This window comes from Streptomyces sp. NPDC048473 (assembly GCF_043200155.1).
Lineage (GTDB): Bacteria > Actinomycetota > Actinomycetes > Streptomycetales > Streptomycetaceae > Streptomyces.
Genome location: NZ_JBICXE010000008.1, coordinates 276416 through 296771, shown reverse-complemented (window position 1 = coordinate 296771; position 20356 = coordinate 276416). Strand labels below are relative to the sequence as shown.

The following is a 20356-nucleotide window of genomic DNA, read 5'->3' as shown; positions in this document are numbered from 1 at the left end:
CGGGGGATCCGCCCGGCGGGACGCACTCGGTGCGCGGTGCAGCCGGATGGCGCGTGCCGATCTGATGGGCCGGCCGGATCAGCGGTCGAAGTAGTCCGGTTGCGTCTGAACATTGAGCTCGTCCAGCCGCACCCGCTTCGCCGGGTCGGTCCGCCGGTCGTCGAGCTTCAGGACGTCGAAGCCCTTGGCGATGTCGTTGGAGTAGATGTAGCCGTTGTAGTAGTACGCCGACCAGGGGCCGGCCGTGGTGACCGCGTCCGTGCTGACGGGGCCGCGTTCGAAGTAGCCGATCTCCTTCGGCTTCGAGGAGTCGGTGAAGTCCCACACAGAGACTCCGCCCTGGTACCAGGCCTGGACCATCAGGTCGCGGCCCTTGACCGGGATGATCGAACCGTTGTGGGCGACACAGACCTCCGTGTCGGCCTGCGGACGGTCGATCTTGAAGTAGCTGCGGAAGACCAGCTTGCGGTGGTCTCCCCTGCCGACGATGTCGTAGATGCCGTCAGCGCCGCGCTTCGGGCCGATCTCCTCGTTGCAGGTGGCTGCGCCACCGCCGCCGAGCTCATCGGTGAAGACGACCTTGTCGGCCTTCTGGTTGAACGTCGCGGAGTGCCAGAACGCGAAGTTCACATTGTCCTGCACCCGGTCGATGATCCTCGGGTTCTCCGGGTCCTTGATGGAGAACAGCAGACCGTCGCCCATGCAGGCACCGGCGGCGAGGTCCTTCGAGGGCAGCACCGTGATGTCGTGGCAGCCGGTCGTCTTCGAGACACCCGGGTTGGTGGGCGCGCCCGGGTTGCCGCCGTCCGGGAAGAGCACCGGGAAGTTCACGACCGCGGCCCTCTCGGGCGCATGGCGTGGCACCTTGATGACGGAGATCCCGTCGTGCGGCGGCCGGCAGTCGGGGAACGTGTCGCTCGGCGAGTACGAGGAGACGTACACGTATACGTTCTTGCGCTCGGGGACCAGCGTGTGGGTGTGCGATCCGCAGGCGGTCTCGACGGCGGCGACATACTTCGGGTTGCGCTTGTCTCTGATGTCGAAGATCTTCATGCCCTCCCAGGAGGACTTCTCCGTGGCGGGCTGGGTGGTGCTGGTGCAGGAGTTGTCGCTGCGCGAGGAGTCGGTGGACAGGAAGAGCAGGTCCCCGGAGACCGAGACGTCGTTCTGCGATCCGGGGCAGAGGACCTGGGCGACCGTCTTCGGGGACTTCGGACTGCTGATGTCGTAGATCCGGAAGCCGTCGTAGTTTCCTGCGAAGGCGTACTTCCCCTGGAAGGCCAGGTCCGTGTTCAGCCCCTTGAGTGCGTCCTTCGGGACGTTGGCCAGATGGGTGATGTTGCTGCTGTGGACGATCTCGTCCACGCCGGGTATCTCGCCGCTCCGGATGGCGGCCGTGGCTTCGGCTCTCTGGGCGGCGGAGACATCGGTACGGGCGGTGGCCGTGTCACCGGGGTCGGGCGTCGCGGCCGCGGGGCCGGCCGTCAGCAGCGTGGCCAGCAGCCCTGCGGCTGCTGCGGCCACACCCAGTCGCCTGCGCCGCGCCGGGCTCATGTGCAACGAAATCACTGCGTCCTCCATGCATCCGTACGTAGTTGAACGGTTCACGGACTCCGGCAGTATCGTCCTCCCCACGGGTATCCCAACAGATGGCAACAGAGACGTAATGAAAGTTTCTGGTCGCTGTCGCGCGGAAGCGTGCTAGGACGGTTCGCAACCACCCCATGTGGCAATGGAGGTCCACTTGTTGATCCGCCGCCGGACCATATGCGTACGCAGATCCGTTCTCGCCGTGGCTGTCATGTCCGCCGTTCTCACCCTGGGTGCATGCGAGGAGGAAGGCGGTGACAGCCGTACGAAGGCACAGGCGGGCGGGGGGCCTTCGGTGGTGGCGCCCGGAAAACCGGGCGAGCCCGCGCGGACCCTGTCCGCCGAGGAGGCCGCGAAGGCTGCCGGGGACGACACTCCCAACTCGGCCGACTTCCGATATGTGCAGATGATGATCCAACACCACGCCCAGGCGCTGGAGTTGACCGGTCTCGTGCCCGCCCGCTCCGACTCCGCCGTGGTCAGGCGGCTCGCCGAGCGCATCACCGCAGGCCAGAAGCCGGAGATCGGTGCCATGGAGGGATGGCTCAAACACAACGGTGGAGAGAAGCGCAAGAGCGGCCACGATCACTCGGCGATGCCCGGAATGGCGACCCCGGCGCAACTGGATCAGCTGCGGACGGCGGACGGCGCGGCGTTCGACAAGCTCTTCCTGAAGTTGATGATCACCCACCATCAGGGAGCGATCACGATGGCGACGGAGGCGCTCTCGCAGGGGAACAATGTGCAGGTCGAGGAGATGGCCGGGGACGTCGTCGCCCAGCAGACAGTGGAGATCGACAGAATGCGCGCGATGTCGTCCTGACCGCACCCCTGGCGCGCCTCTCCCCCGCCCCGGCCGCCGGTGCCATGCTGGAGGCATCCTGCGGGAAGAGGTGCGCCGTGCTCCGTGTCGCCGTCGTCGGCTCCGGTCCCAGCGGGGTCTACACCGCCCAGGCCCTGGTCGAGCAGGACCGGGTGCCCGATGTCCGGGTCCATGTGCTGGACCGGCTCCCCTGTCCGTACGGCCTGGTGCGCTACGGAGTCGCCCCCGACCACGAGAAGATCAAATCGCTGCAGAACAGTCTGCGGACCGTCCTGGAGCACGAGCGGATCACCTTCCTCGGCAATGTCGAGGTGGGCGGCGGCGGAATCCCACCCGAACGGATCGGCGAGCTGTACCAGGCAGTCGTCTACTGCGTCGGGGCGGCGACCGACCGGGGCCTCGCGGTCCCCGGCGAGGATCTGCCGGGCAGCTGCTCCGCGACCGAGTTCGTCTCCTGGTACAGCGCACACCCCGACGCCGCCGCCAACAGCTTTGCGCTGCAGGCCCGTTCGGTCGTGGTGATCGGGGTCGGCAATGTGGCGGTGGACGTGGCGCGGATTCTCGCGCGGAGCGCGGAGGAGCTGCGCCCCACCGACGTACCGCACGGGGCACTCGGCGCGCTGGCCGGAAGCCGGGTGCGCGAGATCCACATGACGGGCCGGCGCGGACCCTCCCAGGCCAGGTTCACCACCAAGGAACTGCGTGAACTGGGCGCGCTGCCGCAGGCGCGGGTCGTGGTGGACGAGGCGGAGCTGGCCCTCGACCCGGCGTACGCCGATCCGTCCCCCCGGTCCACGCCGGCCCTGTCCTCACCGCCGAACGCACCGCCCCTGACGGCGGCGGCGCGGCGCAATATCGAGGTCCTGCGCGGATGGGCCGCTTCCGGCAACGCAGGTGCCGGCGCGGAAGGAGACCCGGCGCGCACGATCCACCTGCGTTTCTTCCTGCGCCCCGTCGAGCTGCTGGAGCGGAACGGCCGGGTGGCCGGCGTGCGGTTCGCCCGCACTGTTCCGGACGGCAGCGGAGGCGTGCGCGATGCCGGTACGTATGAGGACATCGACGCCCAGCTCGTACTGCGGGCCGTCGGCTACCGCGGGCTGCCGCTGCCCGGCCTGCCGTTCGACCCGGCGCGCGGGACGGTGCCGCATCTGGCGGGGCGGGTGCTGCGGGACGGAGTGCCGTCGCCCGGGGAGTACGTCGCCGGGTGGATCAAGCGGGGGCCGACCGGGGTGATCGGTTCGAACCGGTCGTGCGCGAAGGAAACGGTGGCGTCGCTGCTCGATGACGCCCCTCTGCTCGCCGGGCGCCCGTCGGCACCCGATCCGGTGGCCGCGCTGCGGGCGTGGGGGCTGCGCCCGGTTGAATGGGACGGCTGGCTGTCCATTGAGCGGGCGGAGGCAGCGCTGGGGCGGTCGCTGGACCGGGGACCGGTGAAGATCCCGGACTGGCCGGGGCTGCTGAGCGCCGCGGAGGGTGGCGACCGGGGCGGATCGTGAGGCTATCGGTCCTCGCCGATACGCTGCACCTGCCGGTTCGCGGCGTCGAGGATGCTGTCCAGAAGCCCGGGGAACAGCGCTTCCAGATCATCGCGGCGCAGCCCGTTCATCTTGGCCGTGCCTCGGTAGATCTGCTGGACGATCCCGCTCTCGCGCAGCACCCGGAAGTGGTGCGTGGTTGTCGACTTGGACACCGGCAGGTCGAAGCGGGAGCAGGTGAGCTCGGCATCGGCGGCGGCCAGCTCACGGACCACGCGCAGCCGCATCGGGTCGGAGAGCGCGTGAAGGACTCCCTCGATGCGGATCTCGTCCCGCGTGGGGTGGTCGAGTGAGCGGCCGCCGACCGCAGCGGCGCTTGTGGCAGGGGCGCTGGCTGGGGTCACGATGGCTCCACTTCCTGGTTTGGTCCGGCCTCCCATAATACGAGACTCATCGTAGTTTGAGATTCACCGTACGACGGGTTCGGCCGCGCGTCAGCCGGTGCGATCGGCGCGCGATGCCGCCTCGCGGGCGTCGATGAGCTCTTCCATGTGGAGCTCCGCCCAGGTACGCACCGTGTCCAGCAGTCCAAGGAGGCTCCGGCCGAGCGAGGTCGGTTCGTACTGGACGTGCCGCGCCGGTCCGGCCCCGGCCGTGCGGAGGACGAGACCGTCACGCTCCAGCGACCGGAGTGGCTGAGTGAGGACCTTGGGCGTGATCGTACGCAGCGGGATCCGTAGCTCGGAGAAACGTCGTGGGCCGCCCTCAAGGCACTGGACGATCATTCAGCCACGGCCACGCAGCCGGCACGGTGGTGCTGCGTACCGCGGCCACCGCACTGGACTGGCTGGCCGTCAGTCCGGCCGGGGACTTCGACCACGAGGGGACGCGCTCCGGCCGCTACACCACGGCCACCGTCGACGCCGCGGCCCGTGTCTCCTGCAGCGATTTCGCCATCGCCCTGCTCGACGAGATCGACACCCCTCGTCACCACCGTGCGCACATCGGCGTCCAGGCATGACCGGACCGGTCGGCCGTCTGCGGCAGGCCGGCCGAGGACGTCAGCCCGCCAGCCGGGCGACGGCCAGTGCGTGGGCGCGGTCGAGGGCGTCGGCGGCGGCGCAGGGGACGTCCGGCTGCACGCCGGTGCCCTCCCAGTTGGTGCCGGAGACGGGGTTGACCGCGCGGCCGACCGAGATGGTGGCCTCCAGGTGCGGATGCACCGTCCAGCCCTCCCGCGGGTGCGCCCCGCCGCCGGTCGGCTCGCCGACGACAACGGCGCGGCCGAGCTGCTGCAGGTCGTACGTCAGCTCCTCGGCGCCCGAAAACGTACGGGCGCCGGCCAGCACGTACAACGGTTTGTCGCCGCCGAAGCGCGCGCCGGGAACGTGCGGCAGGCTCCAGGACTGCTCGCGGCGCTCGCCGTCGCGCCAGTGCATGGTGTTGAGATGGGTGCGTTCGTCCAGCAGGTAACTGCATACGAAGGCGACCGTGTCCGGGTCGCCGCCCCCGTTGCCGCGAAGGTCCACGATCAGCGCCCGGGCACCGGCGGCCAGGGTGAGCGCGGCACTCAGCGGTTCGGCGGCCCACTCCAGCGGAAACAGTGCCGGTGCCAACTCCACCACGGCCACGCCTCCTTCGAGCAGCTCCACCCGGGGTGCACCGCCCAGTGAGGTGTCGAAGTCCCGGCGCATGGCCGCCAGGGCGGCCGCACCCTTCTCCGCTGGCACTGGTTCGGCGTGGTACTTCAGCCGCAGGTGCCGGTCGCCATTGACGGACTGCAGATCCTCGGTGACCAGCCGGCCGAGCTCCTCGGCGCTGTCGACGGCGTAGGCGCCCTCGTAGAGGCGCCGTTGCAGCAGACCGGCAAGCTGCTCGGCCGTCTCCGGAAAGACGTAGTGCTCCTTCAGGAGCCGGGCTGTCTCATCGATGACAGGGGCGGACCGAAACTGCGTCGAAGTCGTCATGGCACGGAGTAGAGCACCGCCCTTGCGAAAGCGTCAAGAGAGTTGGACACTTTGGGAATGCGCGATCAGCCTTCTTGCCCGCCGCCCCCTGACGACATCCAGGAGATCGGTACGCCCGAGCAGTTCGCCGCTCTCGCCCACCCGTTGCGCCAGCGGCTGCTCTTCGCCCTGGGCCACCGGCCCGCCACCATCAGCGGGCTCGCGGTGCAACTCGACACGAAGAAGGGCAACGTGGCGCACCACCTCAAGGTGCTGCGCGAAGCCGGGCTGGTCCACATCGCCGAGACCCGCCAGGTCCGCGGCGGCACCGAGCAGTACTACCGGCGCACGGCCCGCCGCATCGTCGTCGCCGAACCCCAAGGGGCAGGCACCGCAGCGATGTTCGCCGCGGTCGCCCAGGAACTGGACCGCTCCCCCGCCGAGACGCACCTGGCGCTGCGCCACCTGCGGCTCAGCCCCGCGAAGGCACGAAAACTCGGCGAGACCCTCGCCCGGCTGGTCGACGAGGCCGAGGAGGACGCCGGGGACCAGCCCGTGCACGGCGTGCTGGTGACGCTGTATCAGCAGGCCGACCCGGCCACCGGCCCCGCATAGCCGCGGGGCGGCCGGTCAGCCGCTGAGAAGGTCCGGGTTCTCGGCGAGTGAGGCGAGATGCCCGGCCGGATCGGCGATCAGCTTGCGGGCCGCCAGGTCGAGCATCCCCGCCACGCCCGTGACCTGCGCCGCGACCGTGCCGTCCTCCTTGAGGATCTTCTGCGCGATCTTGAACGTCTTTCCCTCGCCGTATACGAACTGACAGGTCACCCGCACCCGGTCACCACCGCGCAGCTCCCGCAGGAACTTCACCGTCGTCTCAAGGGTCACCGGCCCGACGCCGCTGGCCAGCAGCTTCTCCTGCGACAGGCCGGCGGCACGCAGCAGTTCCCAGCGCGCGTGCTCGGCGTACTGCAGATAGACGGCCTGGTTCAGATGCCCCTGCGTGTCGAGCTCGTAGCCCCGGATGGTCACGTCCACAGAAAATGTCATGGACGTCCCAACATCACGGCGCATTCCGCTATTCCCCCGCGCCCGCGCAACTGCCCACGCCGCCCGGTCCACAAAGTGCGTGACATCCGTGGACCGGGCCTGTCTCTGTGCCGCGGAATCCGGTGCTCAGACCGGGTGCGGCGCGAAATGGGGGAATCTGAACTCGGTCCGGCTGCGGGCGACTTCGCCGGGGCGCAGCTCGGTGCTGGGGTAGTCGGGACGGTTGGGCGAGTCGGGCAGGTGCTGGGTCTCCAGGCAGATCGCGCTGTGCCGTGCGTGGGGCAGGCCTGCGGGGTCCGCGAGGGTGCCGTCGAGCTGGTTGGCCGTGTAGACCTGGATGCCCGGTTCGGTCGTCCAGACCTCCAGGATCCGCGCGGCGTCGGGGGCGGTGAGGCGGGCGGCCCGGCGCAGGGCGGAGTGCGGCCCGGGCTCGGGGTCGCGGACGATCCAGCAGTGGTCGAAGCCGCCCGCCATCCGCAGTTGTTCGTCCGGCAGTGTGATCCGCTCCCCGATGGTGCGCGGGCCGGTGAGGTCGAACGGGGTGTGGCGCACATCGGCGGGGGGCCCCTGCGGGATGCCGTCGCCGTCGACCGGCAGATAGGTGTCGGCGTCCACCTGGAGGGTGTGGCCGAGGATGTCGCCGGTCGCGGTGAGATCGAAGTAGGCGTGATGGGTGAGGTTGAGGACCGTCGGACGGTCGGTGGTCGCCGTGTAGTCGACGGCGAGCGTGCCGGCGGTGTCCAGGGTGTACGTCACCGTGACGTCGAGCGCGCCGGGGAAGCCCATGTCGCCGTCGGGACTGTGCAGGGAGAGCCGGAGGGTGGCGGCGTCCTCGCCGGTTTCTGAGGTGGCCTGCCAGATTCGGGTGTGGAAGCCGTCGGGGCCGCCGTGCAGGGCGTGGCCCCGGTCGTTGGCGGGGATGTGGTGCGTCGTTCCGTCGAGGGTGAAGCGTCCGTGGGCGATGCGGTTGGCGAAGCGGCCGATGAGGGCGCCGAAGAACGGGTTCTTGCCGGTGTAGTCGTCCAGCGTGGCCAGGGACCGTACGACCGGTGCGGTGATTCCGGCGGTGTCCGGCACGGTGAGGCTGTGCAGGATGCCGCCGTAGGTCAGGATCCCGGCCCGGACTCCCGTACCGGAGTCGAGTGTCCAGAGATCGACGTCCGTGCGCTCATGGACGCCGAACGGTTTGCGGTTCACGGTGGGGCGAGGCATCAGAGATCCTAGGGTGGAGCGAACAGCCGGAGGAGGACGGTACTCAGTGCCCCTCTGCGGCGGTGGGCCGGGGCGCGGTGGATTCGCGGACGACGAGGGTGTAGCCGGGGCGGGGCCGGCGTGGTTCGGGCACCGGGTTGCCGGAGAGCCGTTCGACGAGGCTGTCGACGGCGAGCCGGGCGATGGCTTCCTTGTCGGGGGCGATGGTGGTGAGTGTGGTGGCTCCGTACAGGCCTTCCTCGATGTTGTCGAAGCCGACGACGGCGACATCCTCGGGGATGCGCAGGCCACGTGCGGTGAGGGTGCGCATGGCGCCGATGGCGATGAGGTCGTTGTACGCGAAGACCGCGTCGGGTTGCTCCCCCCGGTCCAGGAGGGCGGCCATGGCGGTGGCGCCGTCCTCGCGTCCGTAGCCGTCGGTGACCACCACCAATGACTCGTCGGGCGCGATGCCGGCCGCGGCAAGCTCCTCGCGCCAGCCGCGCAGCCGCAGATGGGCGGGCTGGCGTTCGCGTCCGGTGCGGGAGCCGAGGAAGGCGATCCGGCGGTGGCCCAGGCCGAGGAGATGGCGTACGGCGTCGCGGGCGGCGGCCACGTTGTCGATGGCGATGTGGTCGTACGGGGCCTCGTACTCCCGCTCACCGAGCAGGACCAAGGGCGCGGTCTCGGTGCGCGCCATGAGGTCCTCGGTCTCCAGATGGATGGGGCTGAGGATGAGGCCGTCGATGACATGGGACCGGAAGCCCTGGCTGACCAGGAGTTCCTTCTCCCTGAGGCCGGCGGTGTGGTCGACCAGGACGGTGTAGTCGTGCCGGGCGGCCGCGTCCACCACCGCGCCCGCCAGTTCGGCGAAGTACGGGTTGCCGAACTCGGGCACGGCCAGCGCGATGATGCCGGTGCGGCCCTTGCGCAGATGGCGTGCGGTGAGATTCGGCCGGTAGCCGAGTTCGTCGATGGCCTGCTGCACCTTGGCGCGCATCTTCGGTGTGACGTGCTGATAGTTGTTCACCACGTTCGACACGGTCTTGATGGACACGCCCGCCCGTTGTGCAACGTCCTTGAGACTGACGCCCACGGCACTCCCTGACTCGGCTCGATGCGCACCGGTGCGCACTGGATCGGCTTGGCTCGCGCTTCGCGGCTCGGGGCGCTGCCCCGGCCGGCACGGCTCAGGTGGTTCTGCGGCTGCGCGCCAGATAGCGCTGGGCCACGACGACAACGATAAGGAACCCTCCGCTGACCACCGACTGGTACGAGGAGTCCAGCGAGCCGATCTGGTTGATGAGGTTCTGGATGACGGCCAGCAGCAGCACGCCCCAGAGGGTGCCGCTGATCGATCCGGCGCCGCCGATGAGGAGGGTGCCGCCGATGACGACGGCGGAGATCGCGTCGAGTTCCATGCCCACGCCGACGATCGTGACGCCGGAGGACAGCCTGGCCGCGTTCAGCGCACCGGCGAGTCCGGCCAGCAGACCGCTGAGCGTGTAGACGAGAAGTTTCGTACGGGCGACGGGCAGGCCCATCAGGGTCGCCGCGTCGCTGCTGCCGCCGACGGCGAAGAGGCTCTGCCCGAACGAGGTGCGCTGCAGGAGCAGTCCACCGCAGCCGAACAGCACCAGGGCGATGGCGACCGGGTAGCCGAAGCCCCATACGCTGCCCTGCCCGAGTTCGGTGAAGGCGGAGCCCTTGGGTACGAGGTAGGTGGTGGCGCCCTCGTCGGTGAAGGCGAGGAGCAGGCCACGGGCCGCCAGCAGGGTGGCGAGAGTGACGATGAAGGGTGCCATCCCGGCGCGGGCGATCAGGAAGCCGTTGAGCAGCCCGATCGCACCGCACACCACGAACGGTACGAGCAGCGCGGGCAGGATGCCCCATTGCGAGGCCCAGGCGGCGAGCACACCGCCGAGGGCGAAGACGGAGCCGACGGACAGGTCGATGCCGCCGGTGATGATGACCATGGTCATACCGAGGGCGACCACGGCGAGGAAGGACGCCTGTACGGTCACGCCGCGGGCGTTGTCCAGGGTGGCGAACGTCGGGTAGACGAACGAGGCGATGATCACAACGGTCAGCAGGACGGCGAGCACGCCCTGGCGCTGGAGGAGTTCGGCGAGCCGCTGCTTGAGCGCGGGCTCGGGACCGGTCGCCGCCGGGCGGGGCGTGCCGCCACCGGACGGTGTGGGGATCTTGCGCGCTGCCGGGACCTGGGCCACCGCGGCGGGTGTGGTTTCGTTCATCGGGACCGACGCTCCCGGGCGACGTAGACGGCGGCGATGATGATGGCCGCCTGGGCGATCTGTGCGGTGGAGTCGGGCAGGTCGTGCTTGACGAGCGTGGCGCGCAGCAGCTGCATCAGCAGGGCGCCCGCGATGGTGCCGAGCACCCGGATGGAACCGCCGTTCAGGGGGGTGCCACCGACGACGACCGCTGTGATGGCGGAGAGTTCCATGAGGGTGCCGAGCGAGGAGGGGTCGCTGGCAGTGAGCCTGGCAGTGGCGAGGATCCCGGCGAGGGCGGCCAGTACGCCGCAGAGCACGTACACACCGATGAGTACGCGCCGTACGGGCAGTCCGGCGAGGGCCGCGGCCGAGCGGTTGCCTCCGACGGCGACGATCTGGCGGCCGAACGTGGTGCGCTGCACCAGGAAGGCGACGGCCACGGCGAGGATCGCGGCGATCAGCACGACCAGCGGGATGCCGAGGAAGGAGCCGGTGCCGAGCGAGAGCAGATCCGGGTTGACGATCTGCTTGAGCTGTCCGTCGGCCATCACGAGGGCGAGGCCCCGGCCGCCGACGAACAGGGCGAGGGTGGCGACGATCGGCTGCAGCCCGATGAGCGAGACCAGGGCGCCGTTGACCGCCCCGACGACGGCGCCCGCGAGCAGCGCGACGACGAGCGCGGGCACGAGCCCGTATCCGAGGTAGAGCGGCAGGAGCGCGGCGGCGAGCGCCATCGTCGAGCCGACGGACAGGTCGACGCCCTCGGTGCCGATGACCAGGGCCATGCCCAGGGCGACGATGACGATGGGGGCGACCTGGACGAGCTGGGTGCGGAGATTGTCGGCGGTCATGAAGTGCTCGGTGAACAGGGCGTTGAAGACGAGCACCACTGCCACGGCGACGTACACGCCGTACTCCTGGTACCAGGCGGGGTCGCGCAGCCGCGCCAGGGGGCGGGCGGGGGTGGAGAGGGCGGCCTGGGTCATCGGGGGTCCTCCTGAGCGGCCGGGGCCTTTCCGACGGGCGCGGGTGTGTGGTCGGCGAGTACTTCGAGCAGATGGCTCTCGGTCACCTCGTCGCCCACGAGTTCGCCCGCCACCGAGCCGCCGCGCAGGACGACGATGCGGTCGGCGCCCTCGATGAGTTCCTCGATGTCGGAGGAGATGAGCAGGACGGCGAGGCCTTCGCGGGCGAGGTCGTCGATGAGGCTCTGGACCTCGGCCTTGGCGCCGACGTCGATGCCGCGGGTCGGTTCGTCGAGCAGCAGCACCTTGGGTTCCAGGCAGAGCCAGCGGGCGAGGAGGACCTTCTGCTGGTTGCCTCCGGAGAGTTCGCCGACCTTCTGCTCGGGGCTCGCCGCCTTGATCCGCAGCCGCTTCATGAAGATGTCGACGATGCGGTCCTGCTTGCGGCGGGAGACCACACCGAAGCGGGAGAGCCGGGGCATGGCGGCCAGCACGATGTTCTCGCGCACGGAGAGGCCGGGCACGATGCCTTCGGCCTTGCGGTCCTCGGGCAGCAGACTGATTCCGGCGCGGATGGCACCGGCCGAGCCGAGTCTGCGCAACTTCCGTCCTCCGACGGAGAGTTCGCCGGTCTCCAGGCTCAGCGCCCCGGCGAGTGCCTTCGCCGTCTCGCTGCGGCCGGAGCCGAGGAGGCCGCCGAGGCCGAGCACTTCGCCGCCGTACAACGACAGGGATATGTTGTGCAGTTGATGGCGTCGGGTGAGGCCGGTCGCGGTGAGTACGGGGGTACGTGCCGCGTCGTGCGCCTCGCCGCCGAAGCTGGTGAGGCCGGTGCGGCGGACTTCGGACAGATCGCGGCCGAGCATCATCGAGACGAGCTGCATGCGGTCGAGGCCGGCGAGGTCGCCGGTGTGGATGTGGTGGCCGTCGCGGAGCACAGTGACGCGGTCGCAGATCCGGTAGAGCTCGTCGATGCGGTGGCTGACGTAGAGGACGGCGATGCCCTGACCGCGCAGGTTCTCGATGACCCGGAAGAGGGTCTCGACCTCGCGCGGCTCCAGCGAGGAGGTGGGTTCGTCCATGATGACGACCTGGGCGTTGACCGAGACGGCACGGGCCAGGGCGACCATCTGCTGGGTGCCGATGCCCAGCGTGTGCAGGGGCCTTCGGGGGTCGACGCGTACGCCGAAGCCGTCCAGCAGTTCGGTGGTCTCGCGGTGCATCCGGGAGAAGTCGATGAGGCCGAGGCGGTTCTTGGGCTCACGGCCGAGGAAGATGTTGCGCGCCACGCTCATCAGCGGGACGAGGTTCACCTCCTGGTAGATCGTGGAGATCCCGGCCTGCTGGGCCTCGAACGGCCGGGCGAACCTGACGTGTTGCCCGCTCAGCCGGAGTTCGCCCTCGTCGGGCCGGTAGACACCGGTCAGGACCTTGATCAGGGTGGATTTACCCGCGCCGTTCTCCCCCACCAGCGCGTGGGTCTCCCCGGCGCGCAGCGAGAAGGAGACGTCGTCGAGGGCGACGACACCCGGGAACCGCTTGCTCACCGAGCGGGCTTCGAGGACGGTGCCGGCGGCAGACGGAGCGGTCACCTCCTCCGGGTGGGCGGCCGGCTCCGGCGCCTGCGGTACTGCTTCGGGTGGTGCCATGAGTGGTCTTGGCCTTCCGCTGTTCCAAGGATGTGGGCCCGATGCCGCCGTGGCGGGGTGGTGTGCCACGGCGGCGGTGGACCGGGGGTTGCGGGTCCCTGCGGATCGGTACGGTCAGAACGCCCCGCCGAGCGAGGCCTTGGCGTTGGACTCGTCGTACGCCCGGTCGGAGATGATGACGTTCTCCGGGATCTCCTCGCCGCCGTAGAACTTCTGGGCGGTCGCGAAGGCGAGCGGTCCGAAGCGCGGGTTCGACTCGATGACGGCGTTGTACTCGCCGTCGACCAGGGCCTGCACGGCGTTCCGGGTGCCGTCCACGGAGACGATCTTGACGTCCTTGCCGGGCTTCTTCCCGGCGGCCTTCAGCGCGGTGACGGCGCCGAGCCCCATCTCGTCGTTCTCCGCGTAGACGGCGGTGATGTCGGGCTTGGACTGGATGAGCTGCTCCATGACCTGCTGGCCCTTGTCGCGGGCGAACTCGCCGGTCTGCTGGGCGACGATCTGCAGGCCGGGCGCCTGGGCCTTGAGCTGGTCGACGAAGCCCTTGGTGCGGTCGGTGGTGACGTTGTTGCCCGACGCGCCGAGGAGGATGGCGACCTTGCCCTTGCCGCCGGTCGCCTTGATCATCGCATCCGCCGCGCGCTTGCCCTGCTCCACGAAGTCGGAACCGAGGAAGGCCACATAGTCCTTGCAGGCAGCGGAGTTGACCTTGCGGTCGATGGTCAGGACGGGGACCTTCTTCGCCGCGGCCGCCTTGAAAGCCGGCTCCAGACCGTCGGAGTTCAGCGGGGCGACGATGAGGAACTGGGCTCCCTGGGAGAGCATGTCCTGGATGTCGCTGACCTGCTTGGAGAGCTGCGACTGCGCGTTGGTGGTGAGCAGTTTCTTCACGCCGACCTTCTTGGCCTCGTCCTTGATGGACTGGGTCTCGGCGATACGGAACGGGTTGGCTTCCTTCTCCGACTGCGAGAAACCGACCACCGCGTTCTTCAGGTCCAGCTTCGGCGCACCGTACGTCTGCAGCGAACAGCCCGAACCGGAGCTGCTCTCGGGGGTCTTGGCCGCCTGGGCGCCCTGGCTGCTGTCACCGCCCGCGTTGTTCGAGGTCTCCGACTTGGAGCAGCCGGAGGCGGCCAGCGTGGCGGTGGCGGCGAGGAGGCAGGCCACGGCGAGGGTACGGGATCGGCGCTGGATCATCATGCGCGGGACGCTCCTTGGCGGGATGACGGCACGCTCGCTGGCGTGCGGTCGGGGCATGGCTGGACGATGCATCAACCGCTGGGCGGCTGATGTCACTGCATTCCTCACGACCCCGCTTCGAGCTGCGTGAACAGCTGCTGAACCTACGGTCGTGAAAGCCTGCGCGGCCTGTCGGCGGCTCGGTTTACAACGTTATATAGGCGGCGCGGCACGGGCGGCAAGAGAGTTGCCGATGCGTTTCCAAAAAGTGTCGGACCCCGGAGCGACAACGGGCCCGCAGCGGACCGCAAGGTGACGCGGAACCCCTGGACAGCGAATCGGCGGCGTGCTGTCATACGGCCGGACGCCAATTTTCCAACGTTGCAAGCCAGTTGATGCATTGCCGCTACCGAGGCCGACGGCGGCCTTGCCATGCGTGGAGACAGCGGCCGATTCCGTACCGGCTCGCCTTGGCTCCAACTCGCGGCCCATTTCCCCGCTTGGGCCGTTACCCGCACAGCCGGCAGAGCAGGAGCTCTCACCCATGCCCCTCAACCGCAGACAACTCATGGCCGGTGCACTGGCCACAGCGGCCGCCACGACCGCGGCCGGCCGCTGGGCCGCCACCGCAACCGCCGCCGAGCACCGGATGACACCGGCCCACGGCGGGCACTACTCCCCCAACGCCGCACCCCTGCACCCGACCGCGTTCCTGAAACTGCCCCCGGGCAACGTCACCGCGCGCGGCTGGCCGGCCGGACAACTCCGTCTCCAGCTGGACGGTTTGTGCGGCCGCTACGAGGAGTTCTCGCACTTCCTCGACTTCTCCGCCACCGGCTGGGTGCGCCCCGATCTGGGCGGCTGGGAAGAGGTCCCGTACTGGCTGCGCGGCTACACCGATCTGGCGATCGTCACGGGGGACGCCAAGGCACTGGCAGCCGTACGGCGCTGGATCGACGCGATCCTCGGCACGCAGCAGAGCGACGGCTTCTTCGGCCCGAAGTCACTGCGTACGTCGCTGAACGGCGGTCCGGACTTCTGGCCCTTCCTCCCCCTCGTCCAGGCCCTGCGTTCCTGGCAGGAGTACAGCGGCGACAACCGCGTCATCCCGTTCCTCAGCAGGTTCTTCCGCTATATGAACGCCCAGGGGCCGGGCGCCTTCAACACCAGCTGGATCGCTCTGCGTTGGGGCGACGGCCTGGACAGCGTCTTCTGGCTCTTCAACCGCACCGGCGACACCTTCCTCCTCGATCTCGCCGACAAGATCCATACGCACGGGGCGGACTGGGGTGACAATCTGGTCAACCTGCACAATGTGAACATCGCGCAGGGCTTCCGCGAGCCGGCCCAGTACGCCCTGCGCAGCGGCTCCGCCGCCGACACCCGTGCCACGTACGGGACATACGGCAAGGCGATGGACCAGTACGGGCAGTTCCCGGGCGGCGGCTTCGCCGGGGACGAGAACGCGCGCCCCGGGCACGGCGACCCCCGGCAGGGCTTCGAGACCTGCGGCATCGTCGAGTTCATGGCCAGCCACCAGCTGCTCACCCGGATCACCGGCGATCCGCTGTGGGCCGACCGCTGCGAGGAGCTGGCCTTCAACTCGCTGCCCGCCGCGCTGGATCCGTCGGGCCGGGCGGTTCACTACATCACCAGCGCCAACAGTGTCGATCTGGACAATGTGCCCAAGAATGGGCGGCAGTTCCAGAACGGCTTTGCCATGCAGGCGTATCTGCCGGGCGTCGACCAGTACCGCTGCTGTCCGCACAACTACGGGATGGGCTGGCCGTACTTCGTCGAGGAGCTGTGGCTGGCCACCCCGGACGGGGGCCTGGCCGCCGCGATGTATGCGAGCTGCGAGGTCACCGCGAAGGTCGCCGGCGGCACCGAGGTCACCTTCACCGAGGAGACCGGATACCCGTTCGAGGACACGGTCACCCTGACCCTGAAGTCACCGAAGCGCCTGCCCTTCCCGCTGGTGCTTCGCGTTCCCGCCTGGTGCACGGAACCGGAGATCAGGGTCAACGGGCGCCGCGTCGAGGCACCGGCGGGCCCGGCATTCACCCGCATCGAGCGTACGTGGGCCGACGGGGACAGGGTCACCCTGCGCTTCCCCCAGCGCACGACCGTACGCACCTGGGCGGCGAACCACGGCGCGGTGAGCGTCGACCACGGGCCGCTCACGTACTCGCTCCGGATCGGTGAGGAGTACCGGCGCATCGGCGGTACGGATCAGTTCCCGGAGTACGAGGTGCATGCCACGACTGCCTGGAACTACGGGCTCGTACTGGACGGGGAGAAGCCCGCCTCGTCGCTGCGCCTGCACGCCGCTCGCCGCTCTCCCGGCGACAACCCGTTCACCGTCGACGGCACCCCGCTGGCCATGACCGCGCGCGCCCGCCGGATTCCCGAGTGGAGCGCGGACAGTGAGCATGTCGTCGCCCCGCTCCAGGACAGCCCGGCGCGCAGCACCGAGCCGGTGGAGGAGGTCACGCTCATTCCCATGGGTGCGGCGCGGCTGCGGATCACGGCCTTCCCGACGGCCGGTCCGGACGCCGGGCAGTGGCTCTCCGACGACTGGTACCGGGTCCGTAACCTGCACTCCGGCAAGGTGCTGGGTGTCGACAACATGTCCACGGCCGACAGCGCCCACGTCGTCCAGTTCGACGACAACGGCACCGACGACCACCTCTGGCAACTCGTCCCCAACGGCGACGACTGGTACCGCATCCGCAACCGCCACTCCGGCAAGGTCCTCGGCGTCGACAACATGTCCACCGCCGACAGCGCCCACGTCGTCCAGTTCGACGACAACGGCACCGACGACCACCTCTGGCAACTGCTGACTCCATGACCTGAGGAACCGGGGAACACACGACCACGGCCGGCCCGGCAGCGACGGTATTCCGACGCTGCCGGGCCGGCCTCTGTCCGCTCCGGCGCCGTTACGGCTGTTCGCCGTCGTGGAGGGTGCTCACCTCATCCGCGGTGAGCGCCTTGTCGTACACCCGCACCTGGTCGACGGCGCCGTTCCAGAAGTCGCCCTTCTGGCCGGCGTACTGGGCACGCCCCACGGACAGCGGCCCGGTGCTCACATCGGCGGGTCCGGCAGCGGCGTTCGCCACGAGCTTTCCGTCGACATACAGCTTCAGGTCGTCGCCCTCGCGCACGCCGACGAGGTGGTACCACTTCCCCAATTCGGGCTTCATCTCCACCCGGGCCCGGTGACCACCCGGCGTGCTGAACGCGAACGCGCCCTGCCCGTACTGGAGATAGAACGGATTCTCCGTACGGCGGCCGTCCTGGCTGAGGACGGTGGCGTAGTTGCCCGGGAGCGATTCCATGGTGGCCCAGGCCGAGACCGTGTAGTTCTGGGTGGTGTCGACGACAGGTCCGCGGGTCTCGGCGGACTGTCCCTGGCCGTCGAACTCAAGCGCGGAGCCGTGTACGCCCGGCGTCCAAGTGGTGCCCTCGATGAGGGTGAGCGCGCTGTGGTTGGGGCCCTGGTCGGCGGCCGTGGTGCCCTTGCCCTCGTCGAGCCGCCAGTCGGCGCCGCCCTTCATCTGTTCGCGGTCACCGGCGGCCGCCCCGGCGGCGATGACCTGCTCATTGATCTGCCGCACCTTCTTCGGGTCGACCTTGATCTCGCGGCGGTCGTAGGTCCAGAACCCGTTGAGCTCGTTCTCCAGGTCGGAGACCTGGGTGTACACGGAGCCGGACAGCTCGGCGCCCGCGGCCGCGAGGTAGTACGTACGGGTGTTGTCGACGTACTTCGCCGTCAGGGCGTCCTTGTCGGCGACGCCGCTGTAGATGGCCGCGGGTGCGCCCGGCCACATGTGCCCGGGGGTACGGAGGGTGAAGCCGCCGTGCTCGCCGTCCATCGCGGCCCGGTCGTCCGGGAAGGGTGCCTCACGGTTGAGGTAGTCGTGGTGGTCGATGATGTCGCCCTTGCCCGAATCTCCCTTGGACGAACAGCAGTTGACACCACTGTGGGCGTTGACGACGCGGGACGGGTCGGCGGCCTCGACGGACTCGGCGATCTTCCCGGTCTCGGTGCGGTCCCACTCGCCCCAGCCCTCGTTGAAGACGATCCAGCCGCCGATCGAGGGCGAGTTGTGCAGCTGCTGCATCATCTGCTTGCCCTGGGAGAGGAAGGACTGCTGCCCCGTGGCATCGGTGATGTTGCTGGAGACGAAGTCCTGCCAGACCAGCAGGCCGAGCTTGTCGGCGTGGTAGTACCAGCGGGCCGACTCCACCTTGATGTGCTTGCGGACCGCGTTGAAGCCGAGGTTCTTCTGCGCCTTCAGGTCGAAGGTGAGGGCGGCGTCGCTGGGCTGGGTGTAGAGGCCGTCGGGCCAGAAGCCCTGGTCCAGCATGGCGAGGGAGAAGAACGGCTTTCCGTTGAGTACGAGCTTCTGGTAGCCGCCGACCTTCTTGATCCCGATGGAGCGCATCCCGAAGTAGCTGTCGACGGTGTCCTTGGACCGGCCGTCCGTCAGGGTGACTTCCAGGTCGTAGAGGTACGGGTCGTCCGGGGTCCAGAGGTGCTGCTTCGCGACGGGCAGGCTCAGCGTGTGGTTGGCGGGCCCGGTCACCGTGCCGACGACGTGGCCCTTGCGGTCGCGGGCGACGGCCTTGATCCGGGCGCCGGGCGATGCGTCGGCGGAGTTCACGGTCAGGGCGAGGCGGCCCTTGTCGATGTCGGGCGTGGTCGTCAGCGTGTCCACGGAGGCGGCGGCGACGGGCTCCATCCACACGGTCTGCCAGATTCCGGAGGAGGCGGTGTAGACGATGCCGCCGGGGTTGCTCGACTGCTTGCCCATCGGCTGGTTCGGGCCGGTGGTGTCGGTGACGGCGACGACGATCTCCTGGGGACCGCTGCCCAGAATCGCATCGGTGATGTCGGCGCTGAAAGAGGTGTAGCCGCCGGTGTGATCGGCGACCTGCTTGCCGTTGACCCAGACTTGGGCCCGGTAGTCGACGGCACCGAAGTTGAGCTTCAGTCGCTTGCCGTTGCCGCTCTTGTGGCCGACGGCCCAGCTCTTCGGCACCTGGACCAACTTGCGGTAGAACATGTGGTCTTCGTGGCGCTCCAGGCCGGACAGCTGGGACTCGACGGGGAACGGCACGGTGATGCGTTCGTCGAGCGGCTTGCCGAAGACCGGCTTCTCGCTCGCCGCGGCACCTGCGAACTCCCAGGGCCCGTTGAGGTTCTTCCACTGGTCGCGGACCTGTTGCGGACGGGGGTACTCGGGCAGCGGGTGGTTGCGGTCGAGCTTGTCGCCCCACTCAGTGGTCAGTCGGTGGGTGGACAGGTTCTTGGCCGTACGGCTGATCTGCGGGACCGCGGCGCCGCCTGCCCGGAGACCGCCCTCCCCGTCGTACGCGACCCTGACCTGCTGGTTCTTCTGGACGGGGGCGGCCAGAGCGACGATGAGGGCCTTGGGGTTGCCGGACGCCTTCGCGACCGACTTCACCGGCATCGGCGAGGTGTCGGCCTCGATCTTGAGATGGTCCTTGACGTCGCCGAGGTCGTCGATGTCGTCCTTGAAGGTCGCCTGCAGCCGCAGCCCGTCGTCGGCGACGCTCAGAGCGACCGGATAGATCTCGAAGCCGGCGGGCGGTGTGAAGGCCGACTCGGGCACGATCTGCTTCTTGAGCTTCGCGCTGGACCAGCGCAGGAACATGGTGGCGCCACCGGTGTCCTGGAACATCTCCAGCCGGAACTCATGGGGCTCCCCGGCGGTCAGTGCGACCGGCTTGCTGGTCTGCTCGACGTCCCAGTCGGGCTGCCAGTGGTCGATGACGGCCTTGCCGTCGATGTACAGCCTGAACCCGTTGTCACCGATCGCGGCGAACGTGTAGTCACCGGTCTCGGGAGCCTCGATCCGGCCCGTCCAGCGAGCGGTCGTGTTCTCGGTGCGCCCGGTCGTGGCCTCGAACGTGCCGGTGAGGCCGGGGAAGTTGATCTCCGGGTCGAGAGCCACACCGCCGAGCTCGGCGAAGTCACGGGCGCCCGGTGCGGACATGCGGAAGTACTCGCCTTTGAGCCCGTGTACATCGGTGACCGGGTCGTCGGCCGCGAACGCGGTCGCGGGGGCCGCCGAAGCGCGGACGGCGGGGGCCGCGGCCGAGGCCGGGACCAGGGTGGCACCCAGTGGAATCAGCAGCGCGGCGGCACAGGCCAGGGATCTGAAGAGCCAGCGGGGGCGAGGTAGTTGTCGGTTCAAGGCGTCGTCCTCGTCGAGAGCAGG

At 69.3% G+C, this 20356-nt stretch carries 17 protein-coding genes; 5 read left to right on the top strand and 12 right to left on the bottom strand.

Going from position 1 to position 20356, the window contains the following annotated elements; translation table 11 throughout:
* Positions 1-78: 78 nt before the first annotated feature.
* A complete protein-coding gene (locus ACGFU7_RS17205; RefSeq protein ID WP_393696590.1) occupies positions 79-1569 on the bottom strand; it encodes an LVIVD repeat-containing protein in 1491 nt (496 codons plus the stop codon).
* A 163-nt stretch (positions 1570-1732) separates the two neighbouring features.
* Here ACGFU7_RS17205 and ACGFU7_RS17200 point away from each other — a divergent pair, with 163 nt between their 5' ends.
* Positions 1733-2413, top strand: a complete 681-nt coding sequence (locus tag ACGFU7_RS17200) for a DUF305 domain-containing protein (protein WP_393696589.1) — start codon at positions 1733-1735, stop codon at positions 2411-2413.
* Positions 2414-2490: 77 nt separating this feature from the next.
* The gene (locus ACGFU7_RS17195; protein ID WP_393696587.1) at positions 2491-3909 is read left to right on the top strand and encodes an FAD-dependent oxidoreductase; all 1419 of its coding nucleotides are present in this window, start codon (positions 2491-2493) and stop codon (positions 3907-3909) included.
* 2 nt (positions 3910-3911) lie between these two features.
* Here ACGFU7_RS17195 and ACGFU7_RS17190 read toward each other — a convergent pair whose 3' ends face one another.
* Both ACGFU7_RS17190 and ACGFU7_RS17185 read right to left on the bottom strand, forming a co-directional pair.
* Positions 3912-4292: an ArsR/SmtB family transcription factor gene (locus ACGFU7_RS17190; protein WP_393696585.1), complete on the bottom strand. Its 381-nt coding sequence runs from the start codon at positions 4290-4292 to the stop codon at positions 3912-3914.
* A gap of 90 nt (positions 4293-4382) precedes the next feature.
* Positions 4383-4673, bottom strand: a complete 291-nt coding sequence (locus ACGFU7_RS17185; protein ID WP_393696583.1) for a winged helix-turn-helix transcriptional regulator — start codon at positions 4671-4673, stop codon at positions 4383-4385.
* Positions 4674-4699: 26 nt separating this feature from the next.
* Between ACGFU7_RS17185 and ACGFU7_RS17180 the strand changes: the two genes are divergently transcribed.
* The gene (locus tag ACGFU7_RS17180) at positions 4700-4909 is read left to right on the top strand and encodes a hypothetical protein (protein WP_393696581.1); all 210 of its coding nucleotides are present in this window, start codon (positions 4700-4702) and stop codon (positions 4907-4909) included.
* 40 nt (positions 4910-4949) lie between these two features.
* Here the strand turns inward: ACGFU7_RS17180 and ACGFU7_RS17175 are convergent, their stop codons facing one another.
* Positions 4950-5855, bottom strand: coding sequence for a S41 family peptidase (locus tag ACGFU7_RS17175; RefSeq protein ID WP_393696579.1), 906 nt, complete (start codon positions 5853-5855; stop codon positions 4950-4952).
* A gap of 57 nt (positions 5856-5912) precedes the next feature.
* On the opposite strand from ACGFU7_RS17175, the gene ACGFU7_RS17170 reads away from it, so the two are divergent.
* Positions 5913-6449: an ArsR/SmtB family transcription factor gene (locus ACGFU7_RS17170; RefSeq protein WP_393696577.1), complete on the top strand. Its 537-nt coding sequence runs from the start codon at positions 5913-5915 to the stop codon at positions 6447-6449.
* 15 nt (positions 6450-6464) lie between these two features.
* On the opposite strand, the gene ACGFU7_RS17165 is transcribed toward ACGFU7_RS17170, so the two are convergent.
* The 7 genes from ACGFU7_RS17165 to ACGFU7_RS17135 all read right to left on the bottom strand — a co-directional run bounded on the left by ACGFU7_RS17165 (position 6465) and on the right by ACGFU7_RS17135 (position 14123).
* Positions 6465-6881 carry an acyl-CoA thioesterase gene (locus ACGFU7_RS17165; RefSeq protein WP_393696576.1) on the bottom strand — a complete coding sequence of 139 codons (417 nt, stop codon included), beginning with the start codon at positions 6879-6881 and terminating at the stop codon, positions 6465-6467.
* Positions 6882-7007: 126 nt separating this feature from the next.
* Complete coding sequence (locus ACGFU7_RS17160; protein WP_393696574.1) at positions 7008-8093, bottom strand: aldose epimerase family protein; 1086 nt, start codon at positions 8091-8093, stop codon at positions 7008-7010.
* 43 nt (positions 8094-8136) lie between these two features.
* On the bottom strand, positions 8137-9168 hold the full coding sequence (locus ACGFU7_RS17155) for a LacI family DNA-binding transcriptional regulator (protein ID WP_393696572.1): 1032 nt from the start codon (positions 9166-9168) through the stop codon (positions 8137-8139).
* A 94-nt stretch (positions 9169-9262) separates the two neighbouring features.
* Complete coding sequence (locus tag ACGFU7_RS17150; protein ID WP_393696570.1) at positions 9263-10327, bottom strand: ABC transporter permease; 1065 nt, start codon at positions 10325-10327, stop codon at positions 9263-9265.
* Positions 10324-11295: an ABC transporter permease gene (locus tag ACGFU7_RS17145; protein WP_393696568.1), complete on the bottom strand. Its 972-nt coding sequence runs from the start codon at positions 11293-11295 to the stop codon at positions 10324-10326. Before ACGFU7_RS17145 ends, ACGFU7_RS17150 begins: the two co-directional genes overlap by 4 nt.
* Positions 11292-12923 carry a sugar ABC transporter ATP-binding protein gene (locus ACGFU7_RS17140; RefSeq protein WP_393696566.1) on the bottom strand — a complete coding sequence of 544 codons (1632 nt, stop codon included), beginning with the start codon at positions 12921-12923 and terminating at the stop codon, positions 11292-11294. The genes ACGFU7_RS17145 and ACGFU7_RS17140 overlap by 4 nt, the downstream gene beginning before the upstream one ends.
* Before the next feature lie 114 nt (positions 12924-13037).
* Positions 13038-14123, bottom strand: a complete 1086-nt coding sequence (locus ACGFU7_RS17135) for an ABC transporter substrate-binding protein (RefSeq protein WP_393696564.1) — start codon at positions 14121-14123, stop codon at positions 13038-13040.
* A gap of 523 nt (positions 14124-14646) precedes the next feature.
* On the opposite strand from ACGFU7_RS17135, the gene ACGFU7_RS17130 reads away from it, so the two are divergent.
* Positions 14647-16956: a beta-L-arabinofuranosidase domain-containing protein gene (locus tag ACGFU7_RS17130; RefSeq protein WP_393696562.1), complete on the top strand. Its 2310-nt coding sequence runs from the start codon at positions 14647-14649 to the stop codon at positions 16954-16956.
* Positions 16957-17047: 91 nt separating this feature from the next.
* On the opposite strand, the gene ACGFU7_RS17125 is transcribed toward ACGFU7_RS17130, so the two are convergent.
* Complete coding sequence (locus ACGFU7_RS17125; RefSeq protein WP_393696560.1) at positions 17048-20332, bottom strand: LamG-like jellyroll fold domain-containing protein; 3285 nt, start codon at positions 20330-20332, stop codon at positions 17048-17050.
* Positions 20333-20356 lie beyond the last annotated feature (24 nt).